The following is a 16,957-nucleotide window of genomic DNA, read 5'->3' as shown; positions in this document are numbered from 1 at the left end:
TAAATGACGTAGAATTTCTACTGATATTCCTTATATGAAACTCTTCAAACGGCAAAGCCCTCGTGAATACCAATAGAATAAAACACGCATGAAAAATCAAGTTGTGTTTTATCTTTACTTTGCGAATAAAATTAGAATATCGCAATTATTCACTATTAATTTTTATTAATGATACACTTTAATTTACATTCTCGGAGGGAGGCTGATTTTTATCTGTAAGCATATATTTTAAATTGTCAAAAATTCGTTCAATTAATCGTCTATCTTTAGTTATAATTTCTGCGATTCCTTTTAATTCATATTTGAAATTTAGCGTTTTACCATAATTAGTTTTTAAGCCATCGGGCAGTTCTACTTGAATGAGATAACTTTCAATACTTCCCTGGGCAGTTTCTTGGGTGTTTGTTACTAGTGAAATATCATTTACGATTCCTTTTATCGAGCCATATTCGTTATATGGGTAATTATCTAATTTAATTACTACATTTTGATTTTGAGCTACTTTTCCAGCCCCTGAATTGGGCAGGAATATTTGAGCTATTATTTTATTATTAGCTGGAACAATTGAAAAAATAGGTTCTCCAGCTTTAACATAAATATTGTCGTTCCAAAAATTAAGGTATTGTAAAGTCCCTGTTTGAGGACTTTTGAAAATATAGCTTTCTTCAAATGATTTTAAAGCCATTGAGAATTCGTGATACGATGAATTTAAATTTAATAATAGTGATTTTTCTATTTCTTCTTTTTTGATCTGGGTTTCAGTTATTGCATTTTGCGTTCTAAAAAGTTCTAACATAATTTGTGATGCTTCATTTTTATTATTCACAACACTATATGCGGCATTTAGATAGCTTATTTTATTTCTTTCAAATTCTGCTGTACTGATCACTTTTTTCTGTAAAAGAATAGAATCACGTTCCGCAAATTTGTTCATGTAACTGATGCTTCTATTGGATAACTCTGCTTTCTGTTTTGTTGTGGTTAAAATGTTATTCTGCTCGTGCAATAATTCTCGATAAGTATTCAATTGATGATCAAAAGTTCGATTTTGATGATAATTTTTAAATTGTTGTAAGGCATCTAAAAACGTGTAATATTTATTGTTAATGATGCCAAGGTATATTCTGTTTGGTAAAGGTTCCAGATCCATCAATAAATTGCTATTGCTCACATTGATTTGTTCAATAAGTGCTTTTATCTGCAGTACATCATTCATTTTTGCAGGATTATCTATGTAAGCAATGATTTCATCTTTATAAACATGTTGCTGATTTTTTTTAACCAAAATAATCTTTCCCGAATTTGGACTTATAATTTTGATAGCAGGGTTTTTTGTATTTATTGAGACGGTGCCCGTCTGTACATCGGGGTAGGATATTATGAAACCAAACAGTAATAACAATAAGATGCTCAACATTACAATAACAGTAATTTGAATACCAAATTTTTTGGGCATCCTATTAATAATATGATCAACTTCTTCTGCCTTTTTTATTTTATTAATATCTTTCATTAGTTTAAATTGGCTTGGGAATTAATTAAATCATAATAATGGCCTTGTTTATCCATCAATAATTTATGGTTACCCACTTCTATGATTTTTCCATCTTTCATTACGATGATCTGATCTGCTTTTCTGATGGTACTCAGGCGATGGGCGATAACCACAACCGTTTTATCCTTAAAAATTTTATCTAAGGATTCAACTATTTTTTTCTCATTTAATGTATCCAATGAGTTTGTAGCTTCGTCCAGGAACAGGTAGTCCGGATTTTTATATATTGCTCTGGCAATAAGTATACGTTGTTTTTGACCACCGCTTAATCCTCTGCCTTGTTCACCCATCATTGTTTTGTATCCTTTGGGCATATCTTCGATCTCTTGACGAATATTGGCAATTTCGATCGCTATTTTGAACCTTTCAAAATCAAGTTCCTCATCATTAAGTACCACATTATTAATCACCGTGTCATTAAATATTTTGCCATCTTGAAGTACAACCCCACATTTAGAACGCCAGTAGCTTAGCGGTATATTTTTTACGTTCAATGGACCGATACAGATTTCACCATGACTTAGGCCATATAACCTTAAGATTAATTTCATTAAAGTCGTTTTTCCACTTCCGCTATCTCCCACAATTGCTGTTATCTTTCCAAATGGAATAGTTAGATTAACACCCTTAACGCTATATGGATGCTTTGGCGCGTATTGGAAATAAACATTTTTCAATATAATACTTCGGTCTTGAGGCAGCACTGCATCATTGAATTCCTGAATCTGTTCCTCATCTTCCAGTGCGTGAATTTCATTTATTCTAGCAAATGATATTTTAGCAGATTGAGCCGCTGTTATAAATTGGATAAATTGCTGAATAGGCGAATTCAGCATACCGATAATTATCTGTGTAGAGATCATAATTCCAAAACTCATTTCACCATTAATTACAGCTTTTGCACATATGATGGTAATAATGATATTTTTTAGATTATCAATAAACTGACCACCCAGATTTTGATAATTCGTTATAGAATGAAGTTTCAAATTAACTTTGTATAGGCGGGCTTGCAAATTCTCCCATTTCCATCTTTTTTCCGTTTCATAATTATTAATTTTAATATCTTGCATTCCTGAGATGGTTTCCACCCAATAACTTTGGTCTTTCGCCATCAGACTAAAATAATTTGTATCAAGTCTTCTTCGAATGGCTAGAAAAGCCATGACCCATATAAGGTATACTACACTTCCAGCAATAAATACCCAAAAAATAAAACTGTTGTAAATCGCTAATATAACGGCAAAGATTAAAAATGTCATCCCTGAAAATAATAAATTCAGAGAACTACCCATTATAAAATCCTTTATTCTTTGATGATCCTGTGCCCTCTGTAATATATCCCCAATCGTTTTGTTTTCAAAAAACGACATTGGAAGCTTCATTAGTTTAAGAAGGTAGTCCGATATCAATGATATGTTGATCCTGCTGGTCAGATGTAGAATAATCCAATCTCTAACGGCATTTGAAAAAGTCGTAGCCAAAAGTATAGCAATGTTTGCAGTAAGCATAATGTTCACAAAATTCATATTTTGCGTACTTACGCCCACATCGATGATAGATCTGGTAATAAATGGAACAATTGCCTGTAAACTTGTCACAAACAACATGACGATCAGTAAGTTTACCATACTGGTTTTGTATGGTTTAAAATAACTAAATATGGAATTAAATTTTTTATGTTTTACAAGGCTATCCTCACGATTGATTTCTGAAAAATTAATATCTGGATCAAAACCAATTAAAACTCCCTTCTTCGAATTTTCTTTTATCCATTTTTTAACAAACAATTTAGCAGGAAATTTTACAAGACCTTGTGCAGGATCAGAAACATAGATATAATTTTTTGTGGTTTTATATACGACCATAAAATGTGAATCATTCCAATGTATGACTACAGGTAGTGGAATGTCGTTTTGAAGTTGGTTTAGCGTGCATTTAACAGCCCGGGATCTAAGACCTATTTTTTCTGCAGCATAAATCAAATTGAGAATTGAAATACCCTCTTTGGTTTTTCCACATAATTCTCTTAGAAAGTGTAAGGTGTAGAATCTGCCATAGTGCTTGGCTATTATTTTTAGACAGGTAGGACCACAATCCATCTTATCGTACTGAATCTCTGTAGGGAATTTGTTAAACATTGCCCGAATATCACACTATCTCTTTAACTGAATATTAATTTTCTGTTAAACAATCTATTTTCCTGTGTTTTTGATAAAAATGTTGCTTAATTTTCATCATTAATTATAGTGTATTAAATTTTTATCTTCTGTAGAGATGGTTTTTTAATTGATCTTATGTCATATATAAAGAAGTATGTTATCATCTTAGCTGGTGGAGTTGGGAGCAGGTATGGAGCTGTCTTAAGTAAGCAATTTCATAAGATTAACGGCTGCCCCATAATTGTGAAAACTTTATGCAAATTTTTAAAATTATTTCCTCCACCAAGTTTGCGGTTAGTAATCAATCCTGATCATCATTTGGAATGGTTACAGATAAAAAGTGAGTATCCTTTTATAGCTGATATACCCACTGTTTATGGAGGAGCTCAACGATATCATTCTGTTAAAAATGCATTGGAGACTATCGATTCAAAGAAGCATGATCTGATAGGAGTTCATGATGGTGTACGACCATTTGTGTCCTATGAAACAATTTCCAATACTTTTCAAACTGCGGAGCGACTGGGAAACGCAGTTCCCTATTTTGATGCTGTTAATACAATACGAATAGAAAAAGGTATAGCTAACGAAGCCCTCAATAGAGCTGAGATAAAAATTGTGCAAAATCCGCAAGTTTTTAGGTCAGATATTATAAAGGATGCTTACAAGTTGCCATATTCCCCAGTTTTTCTAGATGACGCCACTATTGTAGAAGAAGCAGGCTATACGATTCAATTGTGCCACGGTAATTATGAAAATATAAAAATTACCCATCCACAAGATATCTATATAGGACAGGGATTAGATAATTTTTTAATTGATTTAGAAGCTACATCAAATGGATATTTATACAGTAACGCGTGAATTGACCTATTATAAAAACAGTGATAAAATAGGAGAGAAAGCCAGTCAGGTATTTCTAGAAGTAGATCATGATTTCAAAGATCTATATGGTATAGCAATATCTCCATTTGAAGTAAGCTGGTTTAATACCCATTTTGCCATCTGGCAAGATTTTCTTGATCATTCAAGAGAGGAATTTTGTTTGCTTACTTCAGTAGATGTTGTCTGGAACAGCACCGTAGATATTATGGAGAGTATGTTACTGGAATGCGATCCTCTTTTCCATGTTTTTTTCCCATATGATCTCATTAATGCTAACCGTAAGATCAGCCCTTCTATAGCACTTAGCCGATTTGGCTTTTTTTGGGGGAGTGATGCGTATTTTATATCAAGAAAAACGGTAAGTGAGTTGCTCGTTACATGTCAGAAAATATACTACCCACTAGATGAGCAACTATTGGATTTGGGGATCAAAAAAAGTATTCGCTTTATCTGTTCAGATACCAATTGGATAGATTATGATTTTTCAACATCTCCAAGCTATTTGTCAAGGAGATCAAGTATTCTGGATTTTCTATCAAATTATTCGGCATGGACTGAAGATGAGTTGATTGAAGTTCGAAAAATTCTACATTATATTTCTGAAGTAGCAACTAATTTAGATGTGAAAATATTTTTACATGCGGGCACCTTGCTGGGTTCAATACGACATGGCGGAATAATGCCTTGGGATGATGACGTGGATCTGATGGTCATGGGTGTAGACGTTAAGTCTTTAATCGAAAAAATAAAGAAAGATGGTATTTATGAGGTAATGGAGTGGACTTGGAAAAAGACAGGACAGGTCTATTATAAAGTATGGAAACCAGGAGGATATAAGGTTGAAGGCTACGCCTACACATTTCCATTTGTAGATATCTGGTGGGCTCAGGAAGTAGGAAACGAAGTTCAAACTAATGATGGTTACACCTTTAGAAAAGAAAGCTACTTTCCTCTGAAAGAGATCCAATTCGAAGGCTGTAAATTTTATCATCCCCATATTTCAACAGATATATTGAACAAGATGTATTTAGGATGGGAAAGTGTTATTAAAATATTTTCATGGTCACATAAATATAAAAATCATTCCGTAAAACAGGTTACAATTCCAATTGAGACCAGTAGTAGCGGACATATTGTAAGATTCAAATAGATTAATAAAAAAATGAAAAGGAAAACAAATTTACACTTTTTTGATATTTCGAGTAATATTGAAGAACTGCCTGAAAATGAACTTTTTGAATTGAAAGGTGGCTATAGTGATGGCACTATTGATGGCGGAGATCTAGAGGAGGTTGAAATTACTCCTCCAGATCGCGATGAGCCTGGAGATGATTGGGGAACAGATGATCCTTGGGATGATCAGGAAGATCCTTGGGATGAACCCGAAGATGATTGGGAAGATCATGGCGGGGGAGGAGACAATAATGAAGAAGAAGAGCAGGATGAATGTACTTGTTCTCAAGGAATTGTAGGTCAGGGTTCAGGATTATTAATGGACTCTACAGGTGTAGAAAAGAATTTATCTGCGGCTATCACTGCAGATTTGAACAATCCCGATACAAATCAGTCTTTTAAAAATACATTGAATGGTATCCAAACTATTTTAAATCGGATTGGAGACAGTAATTTCAATTTAGTTATCGAGTTTGGTGATGCCAAGGGTTCCGATGGCCTGACAAGCCTGCAAGATAATAAAAATCTGATAGTGACTTTGGACAGATCAAAATTAGTATATGAAAATGATACTTTTGTACCTGGAACCAATATTGTTATGAATAAGCAAGGAGAGCTAAATAACTCCTTAGTAAATAATGTTTTGGTTCACGAGCTTAAGCATGTAGAGCAATTTTTAGACGGCAGAATAGGATTTGAGTCCTTTGATAATGAAAAACTTTTAAATTATGGTGTTGAAGATGAGGTGGAAGCTTTTTCATTCGCAGAAAGTTTTTCATCTTTTGGTGGTTCTACAGAACATATAACGAGTGATTGGGTAAAAAATCAAGAAATTAAGGTAACTAAAGACGGTGTTGAAACAACTTATAAACCATATGAAACACTAGGAAATGGAGGTAACTGTCCAGTACACGGTGTTTCATCAAATCCAAATTAAATATGCAAAAAATAAAATATTGTTTTCTGACTACAGTACTATCATTAGTGCTTATGTCAAGTTATGCCCAGACAGATAAAAAAATATCCATATTACAAGATATTGTAAAGCGCACACATCAAACTATTCGGGATGTTGCAACAAAATCTGGAGTACCATATACGGCTTCGGCGACTTGGGTAGACGATGTTTACATTGAAAAAGGTGACTCCTTGGTTGCAGTTCCATTTGATAGCCTAACTTCCCCCCGTTGGAATTACTTAGAATATGATATTAAGATTGTCTTTGATAAATTTACTAATCACAGTACAAGATATCTACAGGGAATCATTGTTTTGGAGCGTATAGATCCCATTAGAGAAGAGAAACTTCGAAAAAGGATGTTGGAAGACCTAAAAGCTAAGCAAGAAAAGCCCCAATAACTTAAGCATTTGCTGTATTGAGTGTAATATCAGTAGTTTTATTATCTAAAGTTACTTACTGATAGTAAATGAGAAGACAATTTAGTTAGTATTAAGTTTCGTAGAGCCCTTCGGGGCTCTTTGATATTTTGAGAAGAGATTTCAGTCATGTCGGTAAGACCCTAAGTATGGTAGGCGATTTTGTGGCCGAAAAGTTTGTGAAGACAAAACGTGGTGAACTGATGAAATTCGGGACCTTCCTGGATATCGAAGGCAAGTTTTTCGACACCGTGCATTTTCCACCCACGTTGGCACAATATCCTTTAAGAGGAGCTGGTATCTATCTTATCGAAGGTAAGGTCGTGCAGGAGTTTGGCTGTCCGTCACTGGAAGTGATCCGCTGTGCCAAGATGCCCCTTAAGCCAGATCCAAGGAGTATATAAACAATTTTAATTAGCGTTTAGTTATTGTTCTTTGATAACTTTATGCAGTTTTTGTTCGCATATATATTCACGAATTGCTATATTTTCAAAAAAATAAAAAATGGATATAACCCTGGTCAAATATATAGAAGATGACTTTGATTCTTTTAAAAGAATGGTAAGTGATGCGGAGACAATGAGATTCATAACCGGAATAGTTTGGACAGAAGACGATGCAAGAATACAGTTCGATGCAATGCTGCAAATGAATACTCAACAGGAAAAATTAGGGTTTTTTAAAGTAGTCAATCAGAAAAACGAATTTATAGGAAACTGTTCACTGGAATACTACAAATATGATGCTGCAATTCTTGAAATTGGCTATGTCCTTAAGAGAGAATTTTGGAGAATGGGTTATGGAACGGCAATTTTACAACAGCTCGTTTATAAAGCCAATAATTCATACCCAAGCATGGATGTGATTGCGATTATCGATCCGGAGAATGAGGCTTCAAGAAAATTACTTTGCAAAAATGGTTTTGAAAGCTATTTCAGAGGAATGGAAGATGGTAAGTTTTCTGAAAAGTTTATATTGAAAAATCCGCACGCAGACTAAACCGTCATTTTCTTATATTCGTATCAACAACGCGATACCGTTATGCTTTACAATCCATTTGAAAAACTCACCCGTGCTACCTTTCAGGAATTTCTGGAACAGGGCTATCGTCAGTGTTTATTAAGCTATCATAGATAACTTTGTTATAATCAATTCCAAGAAATGGGAATATGATAGTTTTGTAAGCAATTCTTCGGACTTTATGAGGTCAGAATTAAACTGTTGATGCACTGATTTTTGATATGTATCGTTTTCAAAATTAATGTTTTGTAATTGGTCAGACACTGTCTGACTGATTAGATAACCTTTGTAGCAGATACGCTCCATTGGGATCTCTTTCAAAGTATTGTTGCCAGAATGACTACATTGTCGATCCAGTTCTAACATCTTTTTTAAACCTTTTAAATTCAAAACCAGATACAATTGAGTCATCCATAAATGATATTAATCAAAAGTTTATATTGAAGAATTTACACGCAGACTAAACCGTCATTTTCCTATATTCGTATCAACAACTTGATACCGTTATGCTATACAATCCATTTGAACAACTCACCCGTAGTACCTTTCAGGAATTTCTGGAACAGGGCTACCGTGATTTTGTATTGCAGCGTTTCGAGTGGCCCGAGGTTACAAAAGGAACAGGTTTTCTGCTTTCGCCGTATTGGTCAGCCGAAGAAGCACATGCACATGCTGCAGAACTGGGACCCAAGGAAGGGAAAGCCATACACATACCGACAGATGCCCATAGCATACAGCAGTTATTGGAAACCAATTCCGGCTATCGCATCTTCAACAACCGCTTTCGCGAAGAAAAGTGGGACAAGCGCATGTTGCGCATGTACGAAAGCAAGATTGTCGGTTACCTCCGTAACCAGACCACCTTCAAGAGGAAAGATCCGATCGATATCCTCTTTACCCTCGAGCATGGCCGCGTATGGGCGATCATTACCGATGGTAAGACACAAAAGAAAGTCAGGGCTATTGAACTCATCAGTTAATAGCCGCAGGCAAAACAAATGAATACATCACCGTGTTTAACAAGAAACATACTATCAATCAAAACAACTATGTGCTGGGACATATCACTCCATACCGATCTTGAAATCGTCAAGAAAGCATTCCCTAAGCTAAGGGACGAACGCAAACAGCTCGATTACGACTACCGTTATTTTGAAAATGTGCAGGCCATTACCTTTCCCGCATATCCCATTATATACAAAGACAAAGAAGGAGAGGAGCTGGGCTTACTTGAAATGGAGTGGGGCGTATTGCCCACCTATATCAAAGATCCCAAAGAACAGGAAGACCGTCGTCGCAATATGATCAATGTACGCAGTGAACGGATTCTTGCCGATAGCAAGTCGTATTGGCATAGACTCAAAAACCAACGTTGTCTTATCCCTGTATCCGGCACCTTTGAGCACCGCAAAGTGCACGGATGGAAAAAGAAAGTACCCTATTTCATTGGAGAGAAAGGAAGGGAAATCTTCTATATCCCAGGTTTATACCAATGGCACGAGATTGTTGACCAGGAAGGAGAGATCCATAAAATAGGAAGCTTTGGTATGCTCACACGTGAAGCCAATACCGTTATGGGACAGATCCATAACGATGGACCGAACAAAAGACGTATGCCCTTATTCCTTACCCCTGAACTTGAACATCAATGGCTATCCGCCAAAGATGAAGAAGCGCTGATACCTATTTTCAATTACGAAATCTCCGATCAGGAACTGGATTATTATCCCGTTTACACTTTAAGAGGATATCCCAACAGGCCAGATGGGAAACATCGGTACGAACCCTATCAATGGTCAGATCTGCCACCTTTAGGACAGGATGGACCCATGCAGCAAAGTTTGTTTTAGTGATATGTGTAAGATCTTATGAAGTTTGTCCCCCTGAGCAGAATTATACTATTAGAATTAAAGCGTAACGGTTATAACATTTTAACATCTAAAAATACAGTTGACGACGAAAACCCAACATGGTATCCGTTAACTGTACCTGATGTTGATGATTATTTGTTACACCTAGATTGTAGTGGAAGCATTGTTCCTATGGAAGAGCAAGCGCTATTGGTCATTGACGATGCACTTGCCAATATAGATGAGGGGCAGCTTTTAGGAGAAGTATTTATAGAAATAGATCATTTAGAAGAATTGGAGGATAAAATCCAGTTTTACGGCAAGCAGTATAAGTTTATCTCCAATCCAGAATATTATGTTTTTTCATTCGATCCGAAGCGGGTCTTAATACGCAATTATGCCTTACGTACAGGCAATCATCTTCTGTATTTAGCTTATATTGGCGTAAATTATCCCACTCATATCATCGATGAGATGCGAGATCTTGAAGATCTAACCCGTTCCCTGATCTGTCTAGATCAAGAACAGGCAAGAGAATGGTTTAGCAAACATGATGTTACTATGGTACAATCCGATATCTCGATATATGACAAGGATGCTATTTTAACCATTTTTTTACTTGAAACGGATCAACAAATAACGATTCCTTTAGAAGAGAAAGATGAGCTGGTTTATAACTTGATGGACATAGAAGAACTACTGCGACTCCGTGATTTATTTTGGATAGATCCAAGGATAAATTAAAGGATCATTATTTTAATAATATGGGTAAATTTATTTTATGATTTATGCATATTAAGCATCATTGTTTTTGATTATTTCGTCCACGATATAGAATTAGCAATTTGTTCAAACTAGATTTATCTATTGCGTAGTCATTAATTAACAGTTGCTCTATACCATTTGGATGTTCGTAGGTTAAATAATGTCGGATGTGTTTTCCTGAACTTTCATCAATTACTTCCTCGTTTTTTATTTCATTCCAGTTATAAAAGTCTGTTGATATTGTTCTGATTCCATCAGCATTTATCGTAATTTGTGGTAGTTTATTGATTATCTTCATAAATTCTTTGAATGTAAAATATACCCCTAAGACAACTATAAGGTACCCTGCGATATGATTAGAGCTGTTAATTAAAAAAATACAACATCCTACAACTATTAACATTATTAACAAATGTAAAAAGCTCTTTCTTTTAGAAAAGTAGATATTTGTTTCATCTGGTACCGATAAGTCGTCCTGAAAAATGTCTTCATATTGAAACTTTTGCTTTAGTACATTCCACTTTTCTTTTTCTGTAGCATTAGAGATTTCCGTTTTATTAAAAATTACATCATCAGGCCAAATTAATTTTTCCTGTATTGCTCGTTTTTTAAGTTCATGTACATTTCTAACATTTTCGAATGCCCAAAGTCGCCATTTCGTGATCATTATACTCCACCAAAGCCAACTAAATGCAATTGCAAAAACAAAACCAATTGGAACTATCCAGAAAGGTAAATGGATACATAAGTAAAAGCTAATTCCTAGTGTGGTCAAAATAATAACAACGACCGGATAGTTTACCATTCGATTTCCCTTTGATATTGCTTGATCAACGCTTACATTCTTACTCTTAGTTATCATATATTTCTAATACTTTTCAAATAAATGAGGTCTAATTATACTCGTTATTTACCAGGTATATCAACAGAACAAGTATTAACGACAAATCTATTAAGATTTTTACTAAAATATGGGCTACGTTATCAATCCGAGCAAAGAACAAACGAGAAATGTTTATCTACTCCTGACATACAGTTGTCGTATCTGCGTTATACATTTGTATCTTAACGAAATAATTAGCATGATGAACAATAACACAGTTACACGAAAATTAGTCTTAAATGCAAGTCCTCATGAAATTTGGTTGATTTTAACAACCCCATCCGAAACTAAAAAATACATGTTCAATTGTGAGGTTTCATCAAGTTGGGAAATAGGAAGCGAGATAACTTGGAAAGGTAATTTTCAAGGATATGAAAGCGGGGATCGTGGAAAAATCTTAGATATTATACACAATAAGTATTTAAAATACTCTTCAATTGATCCAAACTTTGGAATAGAAATTATTCCTGAAAACTATCTCCATATTTCATATCATTTGGACTCTCAAGAAGAACAAACTGTTTTAACTACTATTATTGAAAACTTTAATGGAGATCCTAATAGAATTGAACATATTGCTAAAGGTTGGGACAACTTTGTTTTGCCTGGCATAGAGCAATTATGTAACCAATAGAAGTTTAAAAGTTACTTTCATGGCTAAAATGACTGAAAAAATTAAAATTCAGGTTGCAAACAAGTCAGTGATATTTATGTGGTATATCGCTTATCCAAGTAGATATACAAACATTATTTGTTGCTTGTAAGCTTACTAAAACTATTTCTTCCCCCAAAGAACCGATTTGAATAAAGTTGGTTCTTTGGTCATTTTAAATTTGATCCCGATCATTTACCATAGCTGATTGGGAAGAGATTATTAGACAAGGTTTTGCTTGTTGGCCAGATATGATAGCAGGGGAGTTGGAAGATCTAAAGAAGAGAATGGTTGACTAATAATACCGTGTTTATTTAAGTCATTAATATTAGCTTGTTGGATTTTAATCATTTTTTTAAATTGGGATGAATAGGAACTAGTTTTTTTTCCTTCTTCCTATATTTATCTTCTGCTGTTGTTTCTCTATTAAATTATTTCATCTAATGTTTGAACCGACTACAAATAGAAATTTATAGTCAGTAGAATAATAGCGACTCTATTAAATACATTCTTATTGATCAGCGGTAAATAGTACAAATCTGTTTTCCTTCGCCGCTAGTTCCCAGAATGCTATTGAATTACTGAACCAATCCCAAGTGTATTGAAAGTCTTCCTCACTGATGAAATCGGCATAGTCTTCATCATCAGCCGAAATTTGTTCGTACCCCTTTTTCAAGACTACTTTGGTTATATTTTTGACGGCTTTAGCTATCTCTTGCACTTCTTTCGGACGCTTCAGGGTCATGATATAATCATCCCCATTATATAAAATTTCTCCGCCCAATATTACATGATTTAGAGGAAACTCACCATTATTCCAGCCGTATTTTCCGTCCGTTAAACTTCTATGTAGTCCATCCCATGATTTGTCCAGCTCAGCAATTCTATCTGGAAATTTTTCAAAGTAAATTTCTTCGATACTGTGCTGCAGATATTCCAAACGCTCCGAATCAGCGTCATATGACTTCAATTTCTCTACTTCCTTTTCATCAAGCGAAAAGAGTACACCTAAACAACTCATGATTTTTATTTTAGTTTAGCAATATTGATTGTATTGAATGAACGTTAAATTTCTTTTTACTGATGACTCATCAGTTTTTTTGCGATGTCGATCACTTCTACTTTGAGCCGGTCATAAGGCTGCACCCTATAAGCAATGCCTCCAAATATAAATCCCTTTCCATTATTTGGAAAGTCAATAGTGCCTGACGAACTATCTATTTTAAGCTTTAAAAGTTCGTCTGCACGTTTTTCACTGATCTCTCCCCATACTTTACACGGTACCTTTATGCTTTTTCCGTTACTAGGATTTACAATATTATACGATAGTGTGGTATTCGAACCCTCAATTTCTTGTATCAATATGATCATATACAGCACATCTCCACCTTGATGAATGACGAATCCGTATGATGGAAGTTCCCGAGAGAATTTCAAATATTCAGTTAACGTTGGTTTTTCGCTTACATAAACCGATGACTCTTTATTTGAAATATTATTGTCAATCAGGTAATAGGATGAAGTCAACTCAAATTTATCAAACTTTTCTTCACTAATAACCTCACTGTTGAATATGGGATTTCCCAGCCTGTCCTCCTGTCCAAATGCACTTTTCAGTGTGATAATAGTCAGTAGAAGCAGTATTATTTTTTTCATGTTTATCATCTCGTTTAATTTACAGTTTTTACTCTGATTAAGAAGTGTAAGCACAAGCTTTAGCGAATTATTGACCACCCGGGGCAGTATTTTTTATTTTCGATTAAATGTCATTATTAAGTTTTTGATTTCGGAAATATTGTTGTCGTAATCATTGTTTGTCGAACCAAAAAGTATATAATATAAATTGTCACTAAATAAGATTACTTGACATATTTTTTCATTCGCACTTGTCTTTTTATCCTGTCCTGATGCGATAATTTCATATCCTGAAATTCCATCAATTGAAATTTCGGTAGTAGTTTCTATTTTTGTGATTTCTACGGGCAATTGTTTCACTCTGTTTAAACAAAATAATTTTCTATCTTTAACATCTGTCGTCGAAAATGATTTCGCAACTATTAGATAAGTTTTGTCTGCTGATTTTGTTGGTATAATTCCATCTGTTGTAAAAATTAAAGAATTTGCCACACTTTTTGCAAATTGTAGTTTGCTTTTTGATAGGTCAATAGCATAATCTATTATTACAAATGGATTTATTTTTTTGTCTGCTTCGTAAAAACTTGTAAGAATTGAGTTTTTCACTGCAATTGCAATTTCTTTTAGATTGTTTGAGATTGAGGCATTAATCATCATTGTTTCATTCTCTGTACCAAAGCACAAAACATATTTTGTATAAACATTTCCGTGTGCATTCTGTTCGCCTGTCACTAAAACTGCGGGTAAGTTATTAAGTGTTAAATTCTCAATTTCTTTTACATCAACACCTTGACTCAAAAACCCTTCTTTTGTCAAACCTTTTGAAGTTTCGGAAAATGGAGCTGGAATATCTAAAACCATAATTGTTGAACCGCTTTGATTTTGTTGTAGTCCTAAAAAGTTAGTTGCTTTTATAAATCCGTCTGGTGGAATTAAACTAATTTTTGTCCCTTCAATATTTATATGTTTAGCAGTCAAAACATTTGTTGTCTTTATTTGTCCAAAAATTGTTGAGAATGTTATTAGAAAAATAGTAAATAATAATATCTGTTTCATAATTAATTTCTATCTGTTTCTGAATTTCGGTAATCTTGGTACCAATGGTCCAGGCAATTTTGCTAAGTAGCTTATCTGTATCGAAGATACAAAAGTGTAACCATTTTTAAAGTCGAATATTACTTTAATGTTAAAGTGTGTTAACCTTTTAGGTAGTCAACTTATTGATTGTTAGTTTTAAAAAAATAGAAACTCTAACCGTACCTTCAGTATGAAATTGATAATATTAATATTTCTTGTTTACTTATCAAATCAGCTTTTTGCGCAACAGGTAAACGGACTAGTGCTTGACGAAAAGACAAAAAAACCTATTGTAAACGCCAGAGTAGCCACATCTTCTTACGGCACTTTTACCACTGCAACAGGAAGCTTTAATTTGAAAAATGTTCCTTTTGGAGAAACCATAACAGTTAACATTATGGGTTATGAATCTTATCATTTCAAGTATAAAAATACTTCTAAATTAGACACTGTAGTGATCTTATTAAAAATCAGTCCAATTGCATTAAAAGAAGTAACTATAAAAGCAGGACGAAATTATATTCAGGATTCTCTAAACCGGAGAAAGGAATATGCTTCCATCTTTGCTTACAAAGCCCCTACAGTCAAAGATATTTTTATTCCTAAGTCATTTAATACAACTACACATTATTCTCCTTTTCAAAATTCTACTTCATCTTTAGTTAGCGTCAATCTGTTATCCGTAGTTAGTTTACTTACTAAAAATAAAACAGCTACGTCAAAAATGAAGATAAAGCTTTTAAAGGAAGAAGAATATCAATATGTTGATCAAGTGTTTTCAAGGAAAAAAGTACAATCGATAACTACTTTAAAAGGTGACTCACTTCAAGACTTTATGAATGCATATCGTCCATCTATCGAAGAAGTAAAACAAATGACAGACTATCAACTACTATTATATATCAAAAAAAGCTATGATGAATTTATCAAAACCTACAAGCCGGAAAGTTTCCATTTGCTTGACAAATAAAATATTCATATTGCTTGGATGCATATTGATGATCACTGCATGTAATCATATCGATAAAAGTGAAAACACTGGAATTGATTTAAAATCAGACTATAGTATTTATTCAAAAAATGTAAGGGACAGCTTCTACATTTCCGTACAATTGCCTTTAGAATATCAGGAACAAATTAAAAAGAAGTATCCTGTTGTTGTTTTAACCGACGCCAATTTTTATAGTCCTATGCTTGCGCCAATACTGCACCAGTATGAAAGAGGAGGGTTGCTGCCACCATTAATATTGGTCTCGATCGGTTATAAGTCCTTTAGCCTAATGGATTCTTTAAGAGTAAGAGATTTTATGTTTCCGGCATCCATTCCTTCCGATGAAATGGAAGCTATCGGTGGAGGTCAAAAATTTTATCATTTTATAACAGACGAGCTGTTGCCAAAAATAGATTCTAGCTACAGGGTAGATCGGGATCGAAGAACCTTATTGGGACATTCCTTTGGCGGATACTTCTCTCTTTTGGCGCTCTTAACACAAGTCGAAGATAGAAGAAATGATTTCTCAGGATTTGTTTCCGCTAGTCCATCTATATGGTATAATGATTATTACCTTTTTAAGCTGTCCCAAGTTCTGAAAGCTTCGGCTCTAAAAGACAGCGTCAATGTCTTTTTAAGCGTAGGAGATAAGGAAGAACCTAAATGGTCTGTTCAGCCCATTAAGGATTTGTCAAAAAAATTAGCTGATCCTGAGATAAAGAAAGTAATTACCGATGTAGAAATCTATTCACATTTAGACCATATGGATGTAGGACTGGTCTCTTTTATAAAAGGGTTGGAAAAAATATATAATCAGCCCAACTGAATATTCTGGAGAAAGTACAGCTGATGTTTGCTTAGCAACATTAATTATTTCAGCAAATCCTAAAATATCTCTCGGATTAATAATGTTTTAGCAATCATTAAAAAGG

The 16,957-nt window shown here is 34.2% G+C and carries 18 protein-coding genes; 12 read left to right on the top strand and 6 right to left on the bottom strand.

Annotated elements, in window-relative coordinates; translation table 11 throughout:
• Positions 1-178 precede the first annotated feature (178 nt).
• Together EDF66_RS01655 and EDF66_RS01650 are read right to left on the bottom strand one after the other, a co-directional pair.
• On the bottom strand, positions 179-1,513 hold the full coding sequence (locus EDF66_RS01655; RefSeq protein WP_132840084.1) for an HlyD family secretion protein: 1,335 nt from the start codon (positions 1,511-1,513) through the stop codon (positions 179-181).
• Complete coding sequence (locus tag EDF66_RS01650; protein ID WP_132840082.1) at positions 1,513-3,696, bottom strand: peptidase domain-containing ABC transporter; 2,184 nt, start codon at positions 3,694-3,696, stop codon at positions 1,513-1,515. Before EDF66_RS01650 ends, EDF66_RS01655 begins: the two co-directional genes overlap by 1 nt.
• A gap of 156 nt (positions 3,697-3,852) precedes the next feature.
• Between EDF66_RS01650 and EDF66_RS01645 the strand changes: the two genes are divergently transcribed.
• The 9 genes from EDF66_RS01645 to EDF66_RS01605 all read left to right on the top strand — a co-directional run bounded on the left by EDF66_RS01645 (position 3,853) and on the right by EDF66_RS01605 (position 10,766).
• Positions 3,853-4,581 carry a 2-C-methyl-D-erythritol 4-phosphate cytidylyltransferase gene (locus tag EDF66_RS01645; RefSeq protein ID WP_132840080.1) on the top strand — a complete coding sequence of 243 codons (729 nt, stop codon included), beginning with the start codon at positions 3,853-3,855 and terminating at the stop codon, positions 4,579-4,581.
• Positions 4,556-5,752 (top strand): LicD family protein, encoded by a 1,197-nt coding sequence (locus EDF66_RS01640; protein WP_207898384.1) that lies wholly within the window; start codon positions 4,556-4,558, stop codon positions 5,750-5,752. Before EDF66_RS01645 ends, EDF66_RS01640 begins: the two co-directional genes overlap by 26 nt.
• Before the next feature lie 12 nt (positions 5,753-5,764).
• Entirely contained in the window at positions 5,765-6,712 is a 948-nt protein-coding gene (locus tag EDF66_RS01635) for a hypothetical protein (protein WP_132840079.1), read from the top strand.
• Positions 6,713-6,714: 2 nt separating this feature from the next.
• Positions 6,715-7,134 (top strand): hypothetical protein, encoded by a 420-nt coding sequence (locus EDF66_RS01630; protein ID WP_132840077.1) that lies wholly within the window; start codon positions 6,715-6,717, stop codon positions 7,132-7,134.
• A gap of 167 nt (positions 7,135-7,301) precedes the next feature.
• On the top strand, positions 7,302-7,556 hold the full coding sequence (locus EDF66_RS01625; RefSeq protein ID WP_132840075.1) for a hypothetical protein: 255 nt from the start codon (positions 7,302-7,304) through the stop codon (positions 7,554-7,556).
• Positions 7,557-7,656: 100 nt separating this feature from the next.
• On the top strand, positions 7,657-8,151 hold the full coding sequence (locus EDF66_RS01620) for a GNAT family N-acetyltransferase (protein ID WP_132840074.1): 495 nt from the start codon (positions 7,657-7,659) through the stop codon (positions 8,149-8,151).
• A gap of 527 nt (positions 8,152-8,678) precedes the next feature.
• Positions 8,679-9,152, top strand: a complete 474-nt coding sequence (locus EDF66_RS01615; RefSeq protein WP_132840072.1) for a hypothetical protein — start codon at positions 8,679-8,681, stop codon at positions 9,150-9,152.
• A 69-nt stretch (positions 9,153-9,221) separates the two neighbouring features.
• Positions 9,222-10,022: an SOS response-associated peptidase gene (locus tag EDF66_RS01610; RefSeq protein ID WP_165902329.1), complete on the top strand. Its 801-nt coding sequence runs from the start codon at positions 9,222-9,224 to the stop codon at positions 10,020-10,022.
• 18 nt (positions 10,023-10,040) lie between these two features.
• Positions 10,041-10,766 carry a hypothetical protein gene (locus EDF66_RS01605; protein WP_132840069.1) on the top strand — a complete coding sequence of 242 codons (726 nt, stop codon included), beginning with the start codon at positions 10,041-10,043 and terminating at the stop codon, positions 10,764-10,766.
• A gap of 58 nt (positions 10,767-10,824) precedes the next feature.
• Here EDF66_RS01605 and EDF66_RS01600 read toward each other — a convergent pair whose 3' ends face one another.
• Entirely contained in the window at positions 10,825-11,649 is an 825-nt protein-coding gene (locus EDF66_RS01600) for a hypothetical protein (RefSeq protein WP_132840067.1), read from the bottom strand.
• A gap of 220 nt (positions 11,650-11,869) precedes the next feature.
• Here EDF66_RS01600 and EDF66_RS01595 point away from each other — a divergent pair, with 220 nt between their 5' ends.
• Positions 11,870-12,304 carry an SRPBCC domain-containing protein gene (locus EDF66_RS01595; RefSeq protein ID WP_165902328.1) on the top strand — a complete coding sequence of 145 codons (435 nt, stop codon included), beginning with the start codon at positions 11,870-11,872 and terminating at the stop codon, positions 12,302-12,304.
• 529 nt (positions 12,305-12,833) lie between these two features.
• On the opposite strand, the gene EDF66_RS01590 is transcribed toward EDF66_RS01595, so the two are convergent.
• The 3 genes from EDF66_RS01590 to EDF66_RS01580 form a co-directional block, all read right to left on the bottom strand.
• Positions 12,834-13,343, bottom strand: a complete 510-nt coding sequence (locus EDF66_RS01590; RefSeq protein WP_132840064.1) for a YfbM family protein — start codon at positions 13,341-13,343, stop codon at positions 12,834-12,836.
• A gap of 56 nt (positions 13,344-13,399) precedes the next feature.
• Positions 13,400-13,978, bottom strand: a complete 579-nt coding sequence (locus EDF66_RS01585) for a hypothetical protein (RefSeq protein ID WP_132840062.1) — start codon at positions 13,976-13,978, stop codon at positions 13,400-13,402.
• A gap of 93 nt (positions 13,979-14,071) precedes the next feature.
• The gene (locus tag EDF66_RS01580; RefSeq protein WP_132840061.1) at positions 14,072-15,013 is read right to left on the bottom strand and encodes a hypothetical protein; all 942 of its coding nucleotides are present in this window, start codon (positions 15,011-15,013) and stop codon (positions 14,072-14,074) included.
• A gap of 211 nt (positions 15,014-15,224) precedes the next feature.
• On the opposite strand from EDF66_RS01580, the gene EDF66_RS01575 reads away from it, so the two are divergent.
• Both EDF66_RS01575 and EDF66_RS01570 read left to right on the top strand, forming a co-directional pair.
• On the top strand, positions 15,225-16,004 hold the full coding sequence (locus EDF66_RS01575) for a carboxypeptidase-like regulatory domain-containing protein (RefSeq protein WP_132840059.1): 780 nt from the start codon (positions 15,225-15,227) through the stop codon (positions 16,002-16,004).
• A complete protein-coding gene (locus EDF66_RS01570) occupies positions 15,949-16,851 on the top strand; it encodes an alpha/beta hydrolase (protein ID WP_132840057.1) in 903 nt (300 codons plus the stop codon). The genes EDF66_RS01575 and EDF66_RS01570 overlap by 56 nt, the downstream gene beginning before the upstream one ends.
• The last annotated feature ends 106 nt before the right edge of the window (positions 16,852-16,957 follow it).

The organism is Sphingobacterium sp. JUb20, from assembly GCF_004342035.1.
GTDB lineage: Bacteria > Bacteroidota > Bacteroidia > Sphingobacteriales > Sphingobacteriaceae > Sphingobacterium > Sphingobacterium anhuiense.
Note: the sequence above shows the minus strand (reverse complement) of the source record. Positions and strands in the feature narration are given on the sequence as shown.

Coding starts and splice junctions, on each gene's coding strand:
- EDF66_RS01570 (WP_132840057.1), top strand. CDS start 15,949: ATGATGAATTTATCAAAACCTACAAGCCGGAAAGTTTCCATTTGCTTG.
- EDF66_RS01585 (WP_132840062.1), bottom strand. CDS start 13,978: ATGAAAAAAATAATACTGCTTCTACTGACTATTATCACACTGAAAAGT.
- EDF66_RS01630 (WP_132840077.1), top strand. CDS start 6,715: ATGCAAAAAATAAAATATTGTTTTCTGACTACAGTACTATCATTAGTG.
- EDF66_RS01580 (WP_132840061.1), bottom strand. CDS start 15,013: ATGAAACAGATATTATTATTTACTATTTTTCTAATAACATTCTCAACA.
- EDF66_RS01615 (WP_132840072.1), top strand. CDS start 8,679: ATGCTATACAATCCATTTGAACAACTCACCCGTAGTACCTTTCAGGAA.
- EDF66_RS01620 (WP_132840074.1), top strand. CDS start 7,657: ATGGATATAACCCTGGTCAAATATATAGAAGATGACTTTGATTCTTTT.
- EDF66_RS01635 (WP_132840079.1), top strand. CDS start 5,765: ATGAAAAGGAAAACAAATTTACACTTTTTTGATATTTCGAGTAATATT.
- EDF66_RS01625 (WP_132840075.1), top strand. CDS start 7,302: ATGGTAGGCGATTTTGTGGCCGAAAAGTTTGTGAAGACAAAACGTGGT.
- EDF66_RS01575 (WP_132840059.1), top strand. CDS start 15,225: ATGAAATTGATAATATTAATATTTCTTGTTTACTTATCAAATCAGCTT.
- EDF66_RS01645 (WP_132840080.1), top strand. CDS start 3,853: ATGTCATATATAAAGAAGTATGTTATCATCTTAGCTGGTGGAGTTGGG.
- EDF66_RS01600 (WP_132840067.1), bottom strand. CDS start 11,649: ATGATAACTAAGAGTAAGAATGTAAGCGTTGATCAAGCAATATCAAAG.
- EDF66_RS01605 (WP_132840069.1), top strand. CDS start 10,041: ATGAAGTTTGTCCCCCTGAGCAGAATTATACTATTAGAATTAAAGCGT.
- EDF66_RS01655 (WP_132840084.1), bottom strand. CDS start 1,513: ATGAAAGATATTAATAAAATAAAAAAGGCAGAAGAAGTTGATCATATT.
- EDF66_RS01640 (WP_207898384.1), top strand. CDS start 4,556: ATGGATATTTATACAGTAACGCGTGAATTGACCTATTATAAAAACAGT.
- EDF66_RS01650 (WP_132840082.1), bottom strand. CDS start 3,696: ATGTTTAACAAATTCCCTACAGAGATTCAGTACGATAAGATGGATTGT.
- EDF66_RS01590 (WP_132840064.1), bottom strand. CDS start 13,343: ATGAGTTGTTTAGGTGTACTCTTTTCGCTTGATGAAAAGGAAGTAGAG.
- EDF66_RS01610 (WP_165902329.1), top strand. CDS start 9,222: ATGTGCTGGGACATATCACTCCATACCGATCTTGAAATCGTCAAGAAA.
- EDF66_RS01595 (WP_165902328.1), top strand. CDS start 11,870: ATGATGAACAATAACACAGTTACACGAAAATTAGTCTTAAATGCAAGT.